This is a genomic window from Streptomyces sp. NPDC017676 (genome assembly GCF_044329325.1).
Classification (GTDB): domain Bacteria; phylum Actinomycetota; class Actinomycetes; order Streptomycetales; family Streptomycetaceae; genus Streptomyces.
This window is the reverse complement of the sequence record NZ_JBIRJA010000016.1, coordinates 150088-167994: the sequence shown is the minus strand read 5'-3', so window position 1 is coordinate 167994 and position 17907 is coordinate 150088. Positions and strand designations below refer to the sequence as shown.

The window sequence follows — 17907 nt, the reverse complement described above, 5'->3', positions numbered from 1 at the left end:
GCGGGGCTGGGGTCCGGTGCGGATGGTCCCCGGGTACGGCCCGTCGGCCCGCGCCGTGCCCCCGGGGGTGTCACGCCGCCGTGCTCAGTGCCTCGCTGCCGGTGGTGTCGCCGTCCTCCGTGGGGAGTGTGAGCCGTACCGGTTGGTCGCGGCTGATGCCCGGTGCGGCGGGTGCCTGGTGGGGCGGACGGTCGGCGGGGCTGGGGTCCGGTGCGGATGGTCCCCGGGTACGGCCCGTCGGCCCGCGCCGTGCCCCCGGGGGTGTCACGCCGCCGTGCTCAGTGCCTCGCGGTCGGTGACGTCGCCGTCCTTAGCGGGCAGGTTCAGCTGCACCGGTTCGCAGCGGCGGCGCAGCAGCAGGCCCGCGCCGATGGACCCGGCGATGAGGAGGCCGCCGGCCACCAGCGCGCCGCGTGCGCCGGCCCACTCCATGAGCAGGCCCAGCAGCGGCGGACCGCCGAGGCTCCACACCGTGCCGACGCTGCTCCACACGCCGAGCACCCGGCCCCGCAGATGCGGCGGCGGATCGGTCTGGAGCACGGCCGTGCCGGCGGTGTCGGAGACGGACTCCACGATCGCCATCGGCAGCACCAGCACCAGCAGCACGGCCAGCGACGGCGACAGGCCCGCCACCACCTGGAGCAGCGCGCCCCCCGCCGCGAGCAGACCCACGGTCCGCACGGACGGCCTGCGCAGCCGGGCGCCGAGGACGGCGCCGAGGATGCCGCCGACGGCGAGCACCGTGGACACCGTGCCGAACGCCCCGGCGCCGCCGGCCAGAGGTCCGGTGACGAGGACGGCGAGGGTCAGGCCGTAGTTGCGCCCGAAGACGGAGCTGAGCCCGGTGATGCCCGCGAGCGCGACCAGGCGGGGCCTGCGCGCGAAGAAGGACAGCCCCTCCCGTACGGTCATGCCCGCGCGCGCCGGAACCGCCCGCGCCCCGGCCGCCGGCTCCCCGGCGGCCCCGGGCACCGGCCGCAGGAACGGCACCACCGCGGCCACGAACAGGAACGACAACCCGTTCGCTGCGTACGCGGCGGACGTCCCGAGGAACCCGACGGTGACCCCGGCCAGGGCCGTGCCGGCCAGCCGGCCCGCGCTGTGCACCAGCGCACCCACCCCGATCGCGGACGGCACGTCCTCCACCGGCACGAGATCGTTGCCGAGCAGGGCACAGGCCGGTCCGTCGACGGTGGCGATGACGCCGGTCACGCCGGCCAGCACCAGCAGCGCCGTCATGTCGATCCGGTCCAGCGCCACGAGCAGCGCGGTGGTGAAGGCGACCGCGCCGAGCAGGGCCTGACTGACGGTGACCGTCAGCTTCCGGGGCCAGCGGTCCACGGCCGCGCCGCCGAGCAGGCTCACGAACAGCGCGGGCGCCGCCTGGACGGACATGGACAGTCCGGTCGCCGCCGCCGAGCCCGTGATGTGCAGCACGAGCAGGTTCTGCACGGTGAGCTGCATCCACGTGCCGGCGTTGGAGACGAAGTTCGCGGCCGACCACCAGCGCATGCCCCGGTGCCGCAGGGATCGCCACGGCGAACGCGAGGCCGGGGCGGTGAGGGGTGCTGACGGGGGCTGGACAGGGGCAGAAGACACGACGGGGTACTCGGCAACCGGGAAAGTGAGGAGGACCGGCGGGCCCGTCGGATCGGCAGCGCTGCACGGCCGGGGCTGCCAGGTCAGGGCGCCGACCATGGTGGCAGACGGGACGGCACGGTCGACGCCACCGCGTCCGCCGGTACCCGGTGGCATCCGCCAAGCGGCCTCGGACATACGGTGGTTGGGGCGCGCGTGGGGTTCCTCACAGGGCGGTTTCGACCTGTCCGTCCCGGGTAAGCGCGGACGGCCGACCGAGCGGCCCACCGGAGGAGCACGGTCATGCACGGGCACGGACGGACGACCGCGCCGGACCCCCGCTCAGGCCCCGGCGCGACCGGCCGCCGCTTCCCCCGTAGCGACACGACAGGCCACTCCGTACCGGCGGTGAACCGGCAACCCCGAACCGGCCACCGCGTACCGGCACCGAACGGCCACCGCGCGCGGCGCCCCCGACTGCCGCTGCCGCTCCGGCGCCGTCTTCCTGCCCGTGTCCACCACGGCGACCACCGGCTTGCGAGGTGGCGTGCGGCACGTCACGGCGTCACAGCGAAGCGGCCCCCGCGGCCCCCATGACCCGCAGAACCCGAAGGCCCCCGGGAGGCATCGTCGGAGCCGTCACGAGGAACCCCGGTCGCCGGGCGGAGTTCCCCCGGGCGCGCTAGCGGTTGACGGCCCTCATCCCGGCCTCGTCATACCGCTCACCCGCCGCCGCGGGCAGCTCCGCGTCGATGCGGGCCAGGTCGTCCTCGGTCAGCTCGATGCCCACCGCGGCGGCGTTCTGCTCCAGATACGTACGGCGCTTGGTACCCGGGATCGGCACCAGGTCCTCGCCCTGGGCCAGCACCCACGCGATGGCGAGCTGGGCCGGGGTCACGTCCTTCTCGGCGGCGATCTCCTTCACCTTCTCCGCCAGCCGCAGGTTCGCCTCCAGATTGGCGTCCGCGAAGCGCGGGTTCGTGCGCCGGAAGTCGTTCTCGTCCAGTTCGTCGGGCGAGGTGAAGCGGCCCGCGAGGAAACCCCGGCCGAGCGGCGAGTACGGCACGAAGCCGATGCCCAGCTCCCGGCACGTGGGCAGCACCTCGGCCTCCACGTCCCGCGACCACAGCGAGTACTCGCTCTGCACCGCGGTGACCGGGTGGACGGCGTGCGCGCGCCGGATGGTCTCGGCGCTCGCCTCGCTCAGCCCGATGTACCGCACCTTGCCCTCGGCGACCAGCTCGCCCAGCGCGCCGACCGTCTCCTCGATGGGCACGTTCGGGTCGACCCGGTGCTGGTAGTACAGGTCGATGCGGTCGGTGCCCAGCCGCTGGAGCGAGCCGTGCACCGAGCTGCGCACGTGCTCGGCCGAGCCGTCCTGCCGGCCGACCGTGCTCATGTCACCGGGGACGGCGTCGTCCATCCGGTAGTTGAACTTCGTGGCGATGACGTACTCGTCGCGGTGGCCCCTGATCGCCTCACCGACGAGCGACTCGTTGGTGAGCGGCCCGTACACCTGCGCGGTGTCGAGGAAGTCGATGCCGAGTTCGAGGGCGCGCCGGATGGTCGCGATGCCCTCCTCCTGGTCGGTGGAGCCGTAGAAGGCGGACATCCCCATGCATCCGAGCCCGATGGCCGATACCTGGAGGTCCCGCAGCCTGCGCTTGTGCATGTGGGGTCACAGCCTTTCGTGCACTCGACGGTCGTTCTCCGGGCGCGAGGGCCTTCTTCCATCTAGCGACGGAATCCGGCACCCGGCATCCCGTGGGGGAGCCGGGTGCCGGCACGCGCACCGGCGCTGTGTGACGCTACGAGCTGGAGCGCTCTCCAAGTCAAGCCGGGCCGGGGCGGGACGGTGTTCCGGGGCGTTACGGGTTCAGCCGTACCGGCAGCTCGAAGAGGTCGTTCTGGGTGACCACCGGCTTGTTGCGCAGCTCGGTCGCGGGGACCGCGAGCTCCAGGCCGGGGAAGCGGGCGTACAGCGCGGGCAGGGCGACGCCCGCCTCCAGACGCGACAGGGCGGCGCCGGGGCACACGTGCGGGCCGTGGCCGAAGGAGATGTGCCGGTTCCTGGTGTCACGGGTGATGTCGAACTCTCCGGCGGTCGGGCCGTGGGCACCCTCGTCGCGGCCGATCGCGCCGTACGACACGATCAGCGCGTCCCCGGCCGGGATCACCTCGTCACCGACCGGTACGTCCTCGGTCGCGAAGCGGATCAGGACGTGGGAGGTGGGGGTGGAGTAGCGGAGTGTCTCCTCGATGACCGCCGACCAGTCGGCCCGGCCCGACAGCACGAGGGCGCGCTGCTCGGGGTGGGTGGACAGATTGACCACGGCGTTGACGATCAGCGAGATCGTGGTCTCGTGGCCCGCCGCCACCATGAGCTGGAGGGTGGAGACGATCTCCTCGTCCGTGAGGTGGTCGCCGTCCTCCGAGGCGAGGATCAGCGCGCTGGTCAGGTCGTCGCCCGGCGCGGCCCGCTTGGCCGACACCGTCTGCGCCATGATCTGCGCCAGCTCCGTGAGGGTGGCGACGACCTCCTCCGGCGGGGTCTGCGTGGAGAAGAACTTCTCGAACAGCACCTTCAGCCGGGGCAGCAGGCCCTCGTCGATGCCCATCAGGTCGGCGATGACGTACATCGGCAGCGGGTAGGCGAAGGCCGCCTTCAGATCGACGGTCCCGCCGTCCGCCGGCAGCGCGTCCAGCAGGTCCTGGGTGAGCTTCTCGATCCGCTCCCGCATCCGCTCCACCCGGCGCGGGGTGAGCGCCTGCGCGACCAGCGTGCGCAGCCGGCGGTGGTCGGCGCCGTCCACCGTGAGCATCGAGCGGCCCGGGTTGGCGAGGCCGATCAGCGGCCAGTCCGCGGGTATCTCACCGCGCCGCCACGCGCCCCAGACGTTGATGTCCTTCACCAGCCGGGGGTCGGTGAGCAGCGCCTTGGCCTCGGCGTGGTGGGTGACGGCCCACACCGGGACACCGCCCGGCAGTTCCACGGCGGCGAGCGGGCCGGCCGCGCGCAGCGCCGCGCTCTCGGCCTCCAGGTCGGTGACGAAGGGATCGAGGGCGATGCGGGGTGCTTCGGTACCGGTCGTCATCGTGACGTGCCTCCCAGGGCAGGGGTCGGGTACGGCGGGTACGGCGCCGGTCCGGGGACGGCCCCCGGGCCGGCGGCGGGACAGCGGGTCGGCCGAGGCGCGGGTCAGCGGGCGGGTACGGGGCTGAACCGGACGGGCAGCCCGGACAGCCCCCTGAGCCAGGGCGAGGGCCGGCGCGTGAGGGACTCCGCGGGCACCGCCAGATCGATGTCCGGGAGCCGGTCCAGGACCACCTCGATACCGGTCCGGGCGATCACCTCGGCGATCTCCTGCGCGGGGAACGGGCAGCGGTGCTCGCCGTGGCCGAAGGAGAAGTGCGCGTTGTTGCCGCCGGTCAACGCGGAGGCGTCGGTCCGCACCTGCGGGTCGGAGTTGGCCCCTTGCAGACCGAGCAGCAGCAGATCACCGGCCTTGACGCGCCGGCCACCGAGGTGCGTGTCGCGGGCGGCCCAGCGGCCCGCCACGTTCTGCGTCGGCGTGTCCTCCCACAGCACCTCGTTCATCGCCTCGGCGACGCTGTTGCGCCCGCCGAACAGGGATGCGGCGAACCGGTCGTCGGTCAGCATCAGCCGCAGCGAGTTGCCGATCCAGTCGGCGGTCGGCTGGTGCCCGGCCGCCATCATCACCATCAGGTCCTGCGCGATCTCCTCGTCGCTGAACCCGCTCTCGTCGGCCAGCATCCGGGAGACCACGTCGGCCGCCGGCTCCTTCTTCCGGTCGGCCAGCAACTGCGCCATGGACGCGGCCAGATGGGCCTGTCCGGCCAGTGCCCGCTCCCGCCCGTCGATCATGTCGTTCAGGGCGGTGACCAGGCCCGGACCGTCCTCGTCCGGGAAGCCGTACAGCCGGGCCAGGACCCGTACCGGCAGCAGCATCGCGTACTGCGTGACCAGATCGGCCTCGCCCGCCGAGCACAGCGCGTCGATCAGTTCGTCCGCGAACCGCTCGGCGTGCGCCCGTAGTTCGAACGGGTCCACCTCCTCCAACGCGTTGCTGATCATCGCCGCGCGCTGCCGGTGCCGTTCGCCGACCGTGTAGAGGATCGACGGCTGCCTGTGCCCGATCATCGGCAGCAGCGGCCAGTCCGCGGGGATGTTCTCCCACTGGTTCCACAGGTCGGAGTCCCGGCTGAACAGCACCGGGTCACCGGTCACCTGGTGCAGTTCCCGGTAGCCGAGCACCAGCCAGGCGGGGATGCCGCCGTCGAGCAGCACCGGTACGACGGCACCGTGGTCGCGCCGCATCTCCCGGTACAGACGGGCCGGTTCGGTCTGGAACCGGGGTCCGCTCAGCGGGACGGCGTCGGGCGTGCTCACACGAACTCCTGTCGGGGCAGGACCGTCCGCGCGGACGGGTCGGCGTACCGGTTCTTCACGTGCTGCACCAGCGTGATCAGCACCTGCTTGCCCGACTCCCGGGAGCGGGCGTCGCAGTCGACCAGCGGCACCTGCGGATCCAGGTCGAGAGCCTCGCGGACGTCCGCGCCGGCGCGGACCGGACCGCCGAAGTCGTTGCAGGCCACGATGAACGGCGTGCCGTGGTGCTCCAGCCGGTCGATGGCGTACCAGGAGTCGTCGATGCGCCGGGTGTCCACCAGGACGACCGCCCCGAGCGTGCCGGAGAACAGCCGGTCCCACAGGAACCAGAACCGCTCCTGGCCCGGCGCGCCGAACAGGTACAGCACATTGCGCGCGTCCAGGCTGATCCGGCCGAAGTCGAAGGCGACGGTGGTGCCGGACTTGCCGCGCACCTGGCGGATGTCGTCCACCGTCGCACCGGCCTGCGTCATCGTCTCCTCGGTGTTGAGGGGGCGGATCTCGCTGACCGAGCGGACCAGCGTGGTCTTGCCGACGCCGAAACCGCCCACGACCACGATCTTGAAGCCTTGGTCGGCGGTGGCACCCAACGGGGTGCGCGCGGGAGTGCGCGCGTCAGAGGTTGCGGAGTCCAACGAGCACCTGCTCCAGGATGTCGGGATCGGTAATGGCCGGTCTGCTCGGATGCCGGGCGCTGACCCGGCCCGCCGCCAGCAGATCGCACAGCAGCACCTTGGTGATGCCCACGGGCAGCCGCAGTTCGGCGGCGATCTCCGCCACCGAGGCGGGGAACCGGGTCAGCTCCAGGATCGCCACGTGCTCCGACTGCATGCCGGCCGCCGGCTCCGACTCGGCGACCACGAGGGTGACCAGGTCGAAGGGGTTGTCGGGGTCGGTGCGGGTGCGTCCCTGGGTGATGGTGTACAGCCGGTCGGGGGCGTCGTCCCGGCCCGGGCGGTTGATGCCCGGGCGGTCCAGGTCCCGCCGGCCCGTGTCCGGTCGGCTCATGACGTGCGGGGCGGAGCGGTGAGGTGCTCGCCGAGCTGCTCCACCAGCTCGCTCATGTTGTGCCCGATGACGCCGGCGTCCGCGTCCTCCGTGGCGATCACGGCCAGATGGGCGCCGGCGCCCGCCTCCACGATGAACAGCACACCGCCGTAGAACTCCGTCATCGCCGAACGCACACCGCCGCTGCCGTCGCCGAACTCCACGGACGCGCCGTGCGACAGCGACTGGATGCCGGCGGCGATCGCGGCGAGCTGGTCCGCCTGGTCGACGCTCAGCTCCGGCGTACGGCACAGCTTCAGCCCGTCCCGGGACAGCACGAGCGCGTGCCGGGCACCCGGGGTCCTCTCCAGCAGGCCCTCCAGGAGCCAGGTGAGCTTGTCGTCGGCGGTGGTCGGGCCGGTCATGAAGTGGTGTCGCCTTCCGGGTACGCGTGCGGGTGAGAGGGGGCGGGGGAGCCCTGGTCGTCGGCGCCGTGCGAGGAGTCGCCGGCCGGCACACCGTCGTCCGGGGGCGGGGTGGCGGCTCGCTCGTCCGGCGCCGTGGTGTGCGAGGGGTCGGTGGTGTGGTTCCGGGACCGGTCTGCGGTGGGGTCGGTACGGCGGGTGCCCGGTGCGGACGGGCGCACCGCCTGCCGGAAGCTGCTGAAGCGGGCGGCGCGGGTCCTGCCCACGTCGGAGGCCGGGGCGCTGCCGGGTACGTCGACGGCCGGTGGCGTACGGTGCCGCGTGCTGTCCGGTGCGGTGTCGTGCTCGGCCGCGTCCGCTGCGGTGCCGTGCGCGGCAGAGGTGGGCGCCATCGCGGTGCCGTGTGGTCCGGTGTCGTGCTCGGGGGCGGCCGGTGACGTGCGGAGCTCGGCCGTGTCCGTCGCGGTGCCGTGCTCGGCAGAGGTGGGTGCCGTCGCGGTGCCGTGCTCGGCAGAGGTCGGCGCGGAGCCGTGGTCCGAAGTCCCCCGGGGCGTACGGGGCTTGGGTGTTTCCGGCGCCGTCCGGGCGCGTTCCGCCCGGGCGAGGGTGCGGCCCCGGCGACGCCTGGGCAGACCGGCCGGGCCCTCCTCCGTCGCCCCGGCGGGCTCGTGGACGACGGCGGGGTCCACGGCGGCCGCTGCCGGCGCGGACCGGCCGCTCTCCGGTCGCGGGGCCGCGGCGGCCGGCTCGGCGGGTGCGGAGGCGGGGCTGGTCAGGATCTCCTGCGGGATGAGCAGCAGCACGCCCGTGCCACCGCGCGCCGACGGCCGGAACGACACCTTGAGCCCGTGCTTGCGGGCGAGCCGGCCGACCACGGCGAGCCCGAGCCGGGTGCCGGTCAGACCGCCCAGCTCGGAGACGTCACCGGAGACCGCCCGCTCGGCGCGGCGCAGCTGCACCTCGCCCATCACCAGCCCGCTGTCCTCCACGGACACGATGACCCCGGCCGGCACCTCCTCCACGTAGACGTGGACCTCGGCGGTCGGCGGCGAGAAGTTCGCGGCGTTGTCGAGGAGTTCGGCGAGCGCGTGCATCACGCCCTCGGCGGCGTGCCCGGCGACGGCGGCCTCGCTGACCGAGTGCACCCGCACCCGCCGGTACCCGGCGATCCGGCCCATCGCGCCGCGCAGGATCGACTCCATCCCGATCGGCCGTGCCCAGCGGCGGCCCGAACGCGCCCCGGTGAGCACGGCGACGGAGTCCGCGAGCCGGCCGGCCTGGGCGGTGCGGTGGTCGAGATGGAGCAGGTCGGCCAGCACGTCCTCGTCGGTGTGCCGGTCCTCCATCGCCCGCAGGTCGGCGAGGGTCGCGGTGGCGAGCGCCTGCATCCGGGCGGCGGCGTTGGAGGTCGCGGCGACCGCGGCCGCCCGCTCGCGCCGGGCACGCTCCAACTCGTCCGAGAGACGGGCGTTCTCCTTCGCGAGCCGGTCCAGCTCCCGCGCGCCGTCCTCTTCCAGACGTGCGCGTTCGGCCGCGAACGAATCCGTGAACTCGGTGCGCTGCTGAGCGAGTTCGTCGATGAGCCGCTGCTGCTCCCGGCGCGCCTCCTCGGCCGTACGGGCCTGCTGCTGGAGCAGCCGTCCGACGTCCTGGGTGACGCTCTCCAGCCGGCGCCGGGTGCCGCGCGCGGTCCGCAGGGCGTGCGCGGCCGTGGCCACCGCCGCGCTGAGCACGATCGCGGCCGCGCCGGCGCCCGCGGCGAGCGGGGTGCGCACCGAGTCCGGCGCCGCCGCCACGGCCGCGCAGACCACGAGCGCCGACAGCACACCGGTCACGGCGAGGGCGGAGACGAACGTACGGAGGGAAGGTCGGTCGCCGGGATGCGTGGGCGCGGTCATCGGTCCGGTCTGATCCTTGCGGCGGAGACGGCAGGCTGGGCGGGACTGGCAGGAACATCGAGTGGTGCGACGTGACACCGGTGGTGAACTGGCGGTCACTATACGAGAGTTCGTGATCGAAACAGAAAGGTTCCGTGTTCGTTCCGGACCGCGGCCCCGGACATGCCTGTATCCGAGGACGGTTCCACGGGTGTGCCGGTTGCCTCCCGGCCCCTGTTTTCGGCGCCGTACGCCTGTGGGTCTTCCCACACCGGCGTGCCCCCGCGGCGGATCTTGACGCCCGCCTCCGGGCTCGCTGGACTGCACGGAGGGGCGGGTCGGACCGGAGCGTTCCGTACATCCGTACGATGGCGCCTGAAGTGGACGGATGACGGACGAAACGCCTCGCACGGTCGGACCGCCGGGAGCGAGGCGAAGGGGGCGATGCGCGTGACGGGGGACCCGACGGCGACGGGCTGCCGTGCCTCATGACCGCTGAAGGGCGCACCCCGCGAGTCCGCCCGCCGCTCGCGCGGCTCGCCCGGTTCACCGGGCGGACCCTGTCGGGCGAGTGGCACGCCATCGTCGTCGACCCGGTGCGGCGGCTCGTGCGGCGCGGACTGTCCGGGCTGCTGCTGGCCTTCGTCGCCGCGTTCGGCGTCATCTTCTTCCACGACATCGCCCAGCACCCCACGGGAGCGCTGTGGGTGGAGCGGCTCGGCGGGGTCCGGGCCGAGCTGCCGCTGTGGCTGTCCCTGCTGCGTACCCCCGTGTCGCTGTACGTCCCCGCGCTCGACCTGCCGGTCTGGGCGGGCATCACCCAGCTGTTCCTCGCCTTCGCCCTCGCCGAACTGGCCCTGGGCCGGGCCCGCACCCTGATGATCGCCTACGCCACCACCCTGGCCGGCACCCTCACCGCCCGCCTGATGATCGCGCTGGGGCCCGGCTGGTGGGGGTTCGGGCTGCCGCCCGAGGCCGGGCGGGTCCTGGACACCGGGCCCTCCGCGGCCGTGGTCGGCCTGTTCACCTATCTCTCGGTGGTCCGGCGCGCGCCCGTGGTGTTCACGCTGACCGGCGGCTCGATGGTGTGGGAGTCCATCGCCGTTCCCAACCTGGCCGGCCGCGAGCATCTGATCGCGGTGGCCGCGGCGATCGTCCTCGGCCTGCTGCACGGCCGGGGGGAGCGGTTCCGCTCCCCCCTGCGGTCCCGCTGGCCCATGCGTCGACGGCCCTCGCGCACAGCCCCGCCCGCCCCCGGTCCCACCCTGACGGCCGAGTGCCCCGGAAACACCCATTCGAAGGTCCCGTCGCATTTCCTCGAACGCTAGTCCGCCTCGACCGAATCGGCAGAAACCCTTCCCGGGAAATATCCCGACTTCCGGGCATGGAGATCTCGGAACTCCCACTGCTACGCTCACGCCGTTGCCCACGGTGACCCCATTCACGGTTCGGGGGCGGGGGCCATGAAGGTCGGCGTCCCTCTGCCACTGGCGGAATATCCCGGAAAACAGCCCTCCTACGAAGAGGTGAGAGCGCTCGCCCGAGAGGCGGAAGCGGCCGGTTTCGACTCCCTCTGGTGCTTCGACCACCTGCTCTTCCGTGAGGACGGCGAGCCGGTCGAGGGCATCTGGGAATGCTGGATCACCCTCAGCGCGCTCGCCGAGGCCACCTCACGTATTCAATCGGATTGCTCGTCCTGTGCACCGCTTTCCGGAATCCCGCCGTCCTTGCGAAAATGGCGGTGACGCTCGACTCGATCAGCAATGGCCGGCTCATTCTCGGACTGGGCGCGGGCTGGCACCGGCCGGAATTCGAGGCGTTCGGCATCGATTTCGATCACCGCGTGGCCCGCTTCGAGGAAGCCGTGCACATCATCGCGTCACTGCTGCGCACCGAAAAGGCGGAATTCGACGGCCGTTACTCCTGGGCCCACGGCGGCGAACTTTGTCCGCGCGGGGTGCGGCCGGACGGCCCGCCCCTGCTGATCGGCGGCACCGGCCCCCGCATGCTCCGGGCCACCGCCCGCCACGCCGACCTGTGGAACGGCTGCTGGTTCGGGGACCCGGCCGGCTTCGCACCCGCGCTGCACACCGTGCGCGAGGCCTGCGCCGCCGCCGGCCGCGACCCGGCCACCCTGCGGATCACCGCCGGAGTGAACGTCGTACCCACCGCCCGCGCGGAACCGCCGGACCCACGGCGGCCCGTCCTCGGCGGCACCCCCGCCGACCTGGCCGCCGGCCTCGCCGGCTACCGCGATCTCGGCGTCGACCACCTCGTCTGCAACGTCAACCCGAGGAGGAACCCGTTCGATGACCTGGACGATCGACGAAACCAGGGTGATGCCGTTCCTCAAGGCGGCCCACCGCCGGGACCTGCTCGCCGCCCTGCGCCGGCCCACGCCCGTGACGGACCCCGCACCCGCGATGGAGGACGGCACACCGGCCCCCGCAACCGCGACGGGGGACGGCACACCGGGACCGCACGCCAAGAGCTCCAAGGACTTCAAGGACTCCAAGGACGTCACCGACGGCGCCTGGACGCCCACCGGGTCCGCCGTCCCGCTCACCGCGCGCCCCGCGGAGCGGACCGAGACCATGGCGGCCGGCACCGACGCCGGCTGCGACGACGTCCTCACCGTGCTGCGCGCCTCCCGGGCGAGCCGCTTCCTCAGGGAGCGCGGCCTTGTCATCTGACACCGCAACGAGAGCGCCGTCCAGCGCCGGGACGACACCCGCGCCGGACGCCCCCGCCGACCTGGTCGTCATCGCCGACCCCCGGGACCCCGTCGCCGTCGAACTCGCCGCCTACGTCACCGAGCAGGGCCGCTCCGTCGCCGTGCTCGACGTGTTCGACGCGGCCCAGCTGTTCACCGTCACCGCCCGCGCGGGCACGGCGACCGTCGACCCGGCGGTCCCGCTGGTGCTCCTGCCGCCCGCCCCGCCCGAGCACCGGGCCGGGTTCGACGCGGAGTTCCACCTCGGCGAGTGCCTCGCCCAGCTGTGGGCGGTCGCCGCGCTCACCCCCGCGCCCGTGGTCGATTCATCCGCTCCGCCCCCGCCGGCCTTCCCCGGGGGACTGCGCTGCCGCTTCTGACCCGCCCGGCCCGGCGCGCCCGTGTGGCGCCGCCCACCCCGTCAGTGTGATGGTTTTCGCACATCGACCCGTGCGGGCACCCCCTAGGGTGGCCGCGAGTACGGCAGGCGTGGCTGACACCAGGGTGTTCGTCGCCGGCAGGCAGCTGAAGGGAATCCATGATGTTCCGCAAGGTGCTGGTCGCCAACCGTGGAGAGATCGCGATCCGCGCGTTCCGGGCGGGCTACGAACTCGGCGCGCGCACCGTCGCCGTGTTCCCGCACGAGGACCGCAACTCGCTGCACCGGCTGAAGGCCGACGAGGCGTACGAGATCGGGGAGCCGGGGCACCCGGTGCGGGCCTACCTCTCCGTCGAGGAGATCGTGGGCGCCGCCCGCCGGGCGGGCGCCGACGCCGTCTACCCGGGGTACGGCTTCCTGTCCGAGAACCCCGAACTGGCCCGCGCCTGCGAGGAAGCCGGCATCACCTTCGTCGGCCCCAGCGCGGCCACCCTGGAGCTGACCGGCAACAAGGCCCGCGCGGTCGCCGCCGCCCGCGCCGCGGGCGTACCCGTTCTCGGCTCCTCCCAGCCCTCCACCGACGTGGACGAACTGGTGCGCGCCGCCGAGGAGATCGGCTTCCCCGTCTTCGTCAAGGCGGTCGCCGGCGGCGGCGGGCGCGGCATGCGCCGCGTGGAGGACCCGGCCCAGCTCCGCGAGTCCATCGAGGCCGCCTCCCGCGAGGCCGCCTCCGCGTTCGGCGACCCGACCGTCTTCCTGGAGAAGGCCGTCGTGGAGCCCCGCCACATCGAGGTGCAGATCCTCGCCGACGGCGAGGGCAACGTCATCCACCTCTTCGAGCGGGACTGCTCGGTGCAGCGCCGCCACCAGAAGGTCATCGAGCTGGCCCCCGCGCCCAACCTGGACCCGGAGCTGCGCGACCGGATCTGCGCCGACGCCGTCCGCTTCGCCCGCGAGATCGGCTACCGCAACGCCGGCACGGTCGAGTTCCTGCTCGACCGCGACGGCAACCACGTGTTCATCGAGATGAACCCGCGCATCCAGGTCGAGCACACCGTCACCGAGGAGGTCACCGACGTCGACCTGGTCCAGGCCCAGATGCGGATCGCCTCCGGCGAGACCCTCGCCGGCCTCGGCCTCTCCCAGGACACGGTCACCCTGCGCGGCGCCGCCCTCCAGTGCCGCATCACCACCGAGGACCCCGCCAACGGCTTCCGCCCGGACACCGGCCGGATCAGCGCCTACCGCTCCCCGGGCGGCTCCGGCATCCGCCTCGACGGCGGCACCACCCACGCCGGCACGGAGATCAGCGCGCACTTCGACTCGATGCTGGTCAAGCTCACCTGCCGGGGCCGCGACTTCCAGGCGGCCATCGGCCGGGCCCGGCGCGCGGTCGCCGAGTTCCGCATCCGTGGCGTGGCCACCAACATCCCCTTCCTCCAGGCGGTCCTCGACGACCCCGACTTCCAGGCCGGCCGGGTCACCACCTCCTTCATCGAGCAGCGCCCGCACCTGCTCACCGCCCGCTCCTCCGCCGACCGCGGCACCAAGCTGCTCACCTACCTCGCCGACGTGACGGTCAACCAGCCGCACGGCCGGCGGCCCGACCTGCTCGACCCGCTGACCAAGCTGCCGCCGCTGCCCGCCGGCGAACCGCCCGCCGGCTCCCGCCAGCTCCTCGTGGACCTCGGCCCCGAAGGCTTCGCCCGGCACCTGCGCGAGTCGCCGACCATCGGCGTCACCGACACCACCTTCCGCGACGCCCACCAGTCCCTGCTCGCCACCCGGGTGCGCACCAGGGACCTCCTCGCCGTCGCCCCGGTCGTCGCCCGCACCCTCCCGCAGCTGCTGTCCCTGGAGTGCTGGGGCGGCGCCACCTACGACGTCGCCCTGCGCTTCCTCGCCGAGGACCCCTGGGAGCGGCTGGCCGCCCTGCGCGAGGCCGTCCCCAACATCTGCCTCCAGATGCTGCTGCGCGGCCGCAACACCGTCGGCTACACGCCGTACCCGACCGAGGTGACCGACGCCTTCGTGCAGGAGGCCGCCGCCACCGGCATCGACATCTTCCGCATCTTCGACGCCCTCAACGACGTCGGCCAGATGCGGCCCGCCATCGACGCCGTACGCGAGACGGGCACCGCGATCGCCGAGGTCGCCCTCTGCTACACGGCGGACCTCAGCGACCCGTCGGAGCGCCTCTACACCCTCGACTACTACCTGCGCCTCGCCGAGCAGATCGTCGAGGCCGGCGCCCACGTCCTCGCCGTCAAGGACATGGCCGGCCTGCTGCGCGCCCCGGCCGCCGCCCGGCTCGTCTCGGCGCTGCGCCGCGAGTTCGACCTGCCCGTGCACCTGCACACGCACGACACCGCCGGCGGTCAGCTCGCCACCTACCTCGCCGCGGTCCAGGCCGGCGCCGACGCCGTCGACGGCGCGGTGGCCTCCATGGCCGGTACGACCTCGCAGCCGTCGCTGTCCGCGATCGTCGCCGCCACCGACCACTCCGACCGGCCCACCGGCCTGGACCTCCAGGCGGTCGGCGACCTGGAGCCGTACTGGGAGGGCGTCCGGAAGGTCTACGCCCCGTTCGAAGCCGGCCTCGCCTCCCCGACCGGGCGCGTCTACCACCACGAGATCCCCGGCGGCCAGCTGTCCAACCTGCGCACCCAGGCCGTCGCCCTCGGCCTCGGCGACCGCTTCGAGGACATCGAGGCGATGTACGCCGCCGCCGACCGCATCCTCGGCCGGCTGGTCAAGGTCACCCCGTCCTCCAAGGTCGTCGGGGACCTGGCCCTGCACCTGGTGGGCGCCGGGGTCTCCCCGGACGCGTTCGAGGCGACCCCCGACAAGTTCGACATCCCGGACTCGGTGATCGGCTTCCTGCGAGGCGAGCTGGGCACACCGCCCGGCGGCTGGCCCGAGCCGTTCCGCACCAAGGCGCTCCAGGGCCGGGCGGCGCCCAAGCCCGTGCCCGAGCTGTCCGCCGAGGACCGTGAGGGGCTGGCGAAGGACCGGCGGGCCACCCTCAACCGGCTGCTGTTCCCCGGCCCGACCCGCGAGTTCGAGACGCACCGCCAGTCCTTCGGCGACACCAGCGTCCTCGACAGCAAGGCGTTCTTCTACGGCCTGCGCCCGGCCAAGGAGTACGCCGTCGACCTGGAGCCCGGCGTCCGGCTGCTGATCGAGCTCCAGGCGATCGGCGAGGCCGACGAGCGCGGTATGCGGACCGTGATGTCCACGCTCAACGGCCAGCTGCGGCCCATCCAGGTCCGTGACCGTGCGGCGGCCTCCGACATCCCGGTCACGGAGAAGGCCGACCGCACCGACCCGGGCCATGTCGCGGCACCCTTCGCCGGTGTGGTGACCCTGGCCGTCGCCGAGGGCGACGAGGTGGCGGCGGGTGCCACGATCGCCACCATCGAGGCCATGAAGATGGAAGCCACGATCACGGCCCCCAAGGCGGGCCGTGTCTCCCGCCTCGCCATCAACCGCATCCAGCAGGTGGAGGGCGGCGACCTCCTGGCGGAGCTGACCTGACACCACCGACCTTGGACCCCGCCGCCCCGGCCGCCCCGGCCGGCGGGGTCCCCGGCGGGTGGCCGGCCGGGGGCCGAACGCCGGGCACTGGGGGGCAGAGCCGCACGGGGGTGACCGTCGGCAGACGGCTTCCCACGCCTGGCTGCCAGCGGGCGCCGCTGTCCGGGCGCGGGCGGGGTGCAGGGCGTCGAGTCGAACCCGGCACTGGTCCACCGCGAGTCGGGCCCGGCACTGCCCGCCCCTCCGCTACCCCCGGCCGATGAGGTGGCGCAGGCGGGCGAGGAGGAGGTTCGGGTCGTGCCGGGTGGTGGACGCGGCGCTCGGGACGTACACGGTTCGGCCGCGGACGGCCACGGAGGTCGGGTTGGACAGACCGTCCCGTGCGGTGAGCACGGTCGTGACGGTGCCGTCCGCGCGGACCAGGACGACCCTGTTGCCGGTGTTCAGCGCGGCCAGCACGCTCCTTCCGGAGCCGGGAAACGCGAAGTCGTCGATGCCGGCGAGTCCGTCGGCCCGGGTCTCGACAGGTCCGGCGGCGCCGTCCGGGAGCACGGGGACGCGCAGCAGCGTGCCCCGGTCGGTGTTGGACACCCACACCGCGTCCCGGCGGACCTTGACGCCGTTGGCGCCGAAGCCGCGCGCCGGCGCCGCCGGGAGCGGAGCGAGCGCCACGCCCCTCGCCCACGCCGTGGCCGAGCCGCCCGCCTGCGGGACGCGCCAGACGGTGCCACGTGCCGAGTCGGCGACATAGAGCACGCCCCGCCGCTCGTCGAGGGCCAGCCCGTTGGGCAGCCCGTCGGCCGGCAGCGCGGCGATCTGCTCCGGCGCGTCGCCGGGGGAGAGGCGCCAGACGCCGGTCGCGCTGGTGCCGGTGGCGTAGTTGACGTACAGCGTGCCGTCGTGGGCGCGGGCGATGCCGGTGACCACGGCGCTGTGCAGCAGGGGCGTGCGGGCGTGCGCGACGGCCGGCAGGGTGGCGCGGGTCCGGATGCGGCCGTCGTCGGTGACGTGGGCGATCTGCCGGGCGGAGGCGAAGGTCAGGTCGGCGGAGCCGTCGAGGCCGAGCGCGATGTTCTCGGGCGTCTGCCCGGCGGCCAGGTCGAGGTGGGCGAGGACGCGCGCGTCGGTGACGAGGGGCTCATGGCCGGTGGCGGGCGCGGCGGCGACGAGGCCGAGCGCGAGCGCGGCCGCGGCGGCTCCGGTCAGACGCGGGCGGCGGGGGAGGCGGGGCATGTGACCTCTTCTCGGTCGGCGCGCGGGAGCGCCGGCGTGCGGGGTCACACCAACATGGCGGGCGACGGGTCACCGGTGGCGGGAGCCGGGGCCGCGGGATCGCTCGCGCGGACCACCGGCACGCGCCGTACGAGGCACACCCGCAGTCGCCGTACGAGGCACGCCCGCACGCTCCGTACGAGGCACACCGGGTGACGTACCGCCCGGCCGCGGTCCGCCCGGGCCCTGTCAGTCCCAGAGCGGATACGTCATGACCTGCTTGAAGCCCTCCGGACGGCCCTCCTGGTAGGTAAGGCTGATCCGGCTGTAGCGCTGCACGTCAGGGTGCTTCTTCCAGGGCTCGCGGCCGTCGAGCCGGACGGTCACCGGGTACGCGTGGAAGGAGCCGGCCGCGCAGTACGGCTTGCAGTCGTTGACCATGTTCATGCCTTCGGCGACCGCCCCCTCCGGACTCCACTTGGTCCAGTGGAGTCCGGCGAGGCGGCTGTTTCCGTCGCCGCAGGCCAGGATGAAGTCGCCGGGGCGGACGGTGCGGTTCCACAGGCAGTCGACCAGGACCGTCGGCGACGCACCGGTGTGGGACGGCGACGTACCGGCGCGGGGCTGCGTCGTGGCCGTGACCGGCGGACTGGCCGTCGCCGTGGTCATGGCCGCTGTCAGCAGGGCTCCCGCCGCGAGGACGATCGCCGTTCCCGTCACTGATCCGCGCATGGTCGCTCCCACCCGTCGTGCTGTGTCCGACCGCGTTCACCCGACGCTACGACCGT

15 protein-coding genes and 1 pseudogene are annotated in these 17907 nt (G+C 73.7%); 6 read left to right on the top strand and 10 right to left on the bottom strand.

The genetic code is table 11. The features are described 5' to 3' along the window. Positions 1-264: 264 nt before the first annotated feature. The 8 genes from ACH4LD_RS31290 to ACH4LD_RS31255 form a co-directional block, all read right to left on the bottom strand. On the bottom strand, positions 265-1599 hold the full coding sequence (locus ACH4LD_RS31290; protein ID WP_398057430.1) for an MFS transporter: 1335 nt from the start codon (positions 1597-1599) through the stop codon (positions 265-267). 661 nt (positions 1600-2260) lie between these two features. Then, positions 2261-3250 (bottom strand): aldo/keto reductase, encoded by a 990-nt coding sequence (locus ACH4LD_RS31285; protein WP_398057431.1) that lies wholly within the window; start codon positions 3248-3250, stop codon positions 2261-2263. 196 nt (positions 3251-3446) lie between these two features. After that, positions 3447-4673, bottom strand: a complete 1227-nt coding sequence (locus ACH4LD_RS31280; RefSeq protein ID WP_398057432.1) for a cytochrome P450 — start codon at positions 4671-4673, stop codon at positions 3447-3449. Between the two features lie 104 nt (positions 4674-4777). Beyond that, positions 4778-5989 carry a cytochrome P450 gene (locus ACH4LD_RS31275; RefSeq protein WP_398057433.1) on the bottom strand — a complete coding sequence of 404 codons (1212 nt, stop codon included), beginning with the start codon at positions 5987-5989 and terminating at the stop codon, positions 4778-4780. Next, complete coding sequence (locus tag ACH4LD_RS31270; protein WP_258055776.1) at positions 5986-6624, bottom strand: ATP/GTP-binding protein; 639 nt, start codon at positions 6622-6624, stop codon at positions 5986-5988. Before ACH4LD_RS31270 ends, ACH4LD_RS31275 begins: the two co-directional genes overlap by 4 nt. Beyond that, positions 6605-6952, bottom strand: coding sequence for a DUF742 domain-containing protein (locus ACH4LD_RS31265; RefSeq protein ID WP_132785930.1), 348 nt, complete (start codon positions 6950-6952; stop codon positions 6605-6607). The genes ACH4LD_RS31270 and ACH4LD_RS31265 overlap by 20 nt, the downstream gene beginning before the upstream one ends. A 41-nt stretch (positions 6953-6993) precedes the next feature. Continuing rightward, the gene (locus tag ACH4LD_RS31260) at positions 6994-7401 is read right to left on the bottom strand and encodes a roadblock/LC7 domain-containing protein (protein WP_014676781.1); all 408 of its coding nucleotides are present in this window, start codon (positions 7399-7401) and stop codon (positions 6994-6996) included. Further along, positions 7398-9299: an ATP-binding protein gene (locus ACH4LD_RS31255; protein WP_398057434.1), complete on the bottom strand. Its 1902-nt coding sequence runs from the start codon at positions 9297-9299 to the stop codon at positions 7398-7400. Before ACH4LD_RS31255 ends, ACH4LD_RS31260 begins: the two co-directional genes overlap by 4 nt. A 467-nt stretch (positions 9300-9766) precedes the next feature. Between ACH4LD_RS31255 and ACH4LD_RS31250 the strand changes: the two genes are divergently transcribed. From ACH4LD_RS31250 to ACH4LD_RS31225, 6 genes and pseudogenes are all read left to right on the top strand, one after another. Next, on the top strand, positions 9767-10606 hold the full coding sequence (locus ACH4LD_RS31250) for a hypothetical protein (protein WP_398057435.1): 840 nt from the start codon (positions 9767-9769) through the stop codon (positions 10604-10606). 135 nt (positions 10607-10741) lie between these two features. Next, positions 10742-11023, top strand: coding sequence for an LLM class flavin-dependent oxidoreductase (locus tag ACH4LD_RS31245; RefSeq protein WP_398057436.1), 282 nt, complete (start codon positions 10742-10744; stop codon positions 11021-11023). Next, positions 10912-11394: pseudogene (locus tag ACH4LD_RS31240) on the top strand (LLM class flavin-dependent oxidoreductase); the annotation flags it as partial. The gene ACH4LD_RS31245 and the pseudogene ACH4LD_RS31240, both read left to right, overlap by 112 nt. A 193-nt stretch (positions 11395-11587) precedes the next feature. After that, positions 11588-11971 carry a hypothetical protein gene (locus ACH4LD_RS31235; protein ID WP_398057437.1) on the top strand — a complete coding sequence of 128 codons (384 nt, stop codon included), beginning with the start codon at positions 11588-11590 and terminating at the stop codon, positions 11969-11971. Next, positions 11961-12371 carry a hypothetical protein gene (locus tag ACH4LD_RS31230; protein WP_398057438.1) on the top strand — a complete coding sequence of 137 codons (411 nt, stop codon included), beginning with the start codon at positions 11961-11963 and terminating at the stop codon, positions 12369-12371. The genes ACH4LD_RS31235 and ACH4LD_RS31230 overlap by 11 nt, the downstream gene beginning before the upstream one ends. A gap of 161 nt (positions 12372-12532) precedes the next feature. Then, the gene (locus ACH4LD_RS31225) at positions 12533-15907 is read left to right on the top strand and encodes a pyruvate carboxylase (protein WP_398057565.1); all 3375 of its coding nucleotides are present in this window, start codon (positions 12533-12535) and stop codon (positions 15905-15907) included. A 246-nt stretch (positions 15908-16153) separates the two neighbouring features. On the opposite strand, the gene ACH4LD_RS31220 is transcribed toward ACH4LD_RS31225, so the two are convergent. Continuing rightward, the gene (locus ACH4LD_RS31220) at positions 16154-17140 is read right to left on the bottom strand and encodes an SMP-30/gluconolactonase/LRE family protein (RefSeq protein ID WP_398057439.1); all 987 of its coding nucleotides are present in this window, start codon (positions 17138-17140) and stop codon (positions 16154-16156) included. 228 nt (positions 17141-17368) lie between these two features. Further along, on the bottom strand, positions 17369-17851 hold the full coding sequence (locus ACH4LD_RS31215; protein WP_398057440.1) for a hypothetical protein: 483 nt from the start codon (positions 17849-17851) through the stop codon (positions 17369-17371). Positions 17852-17907: the final 56 nt, after the last annotated feature.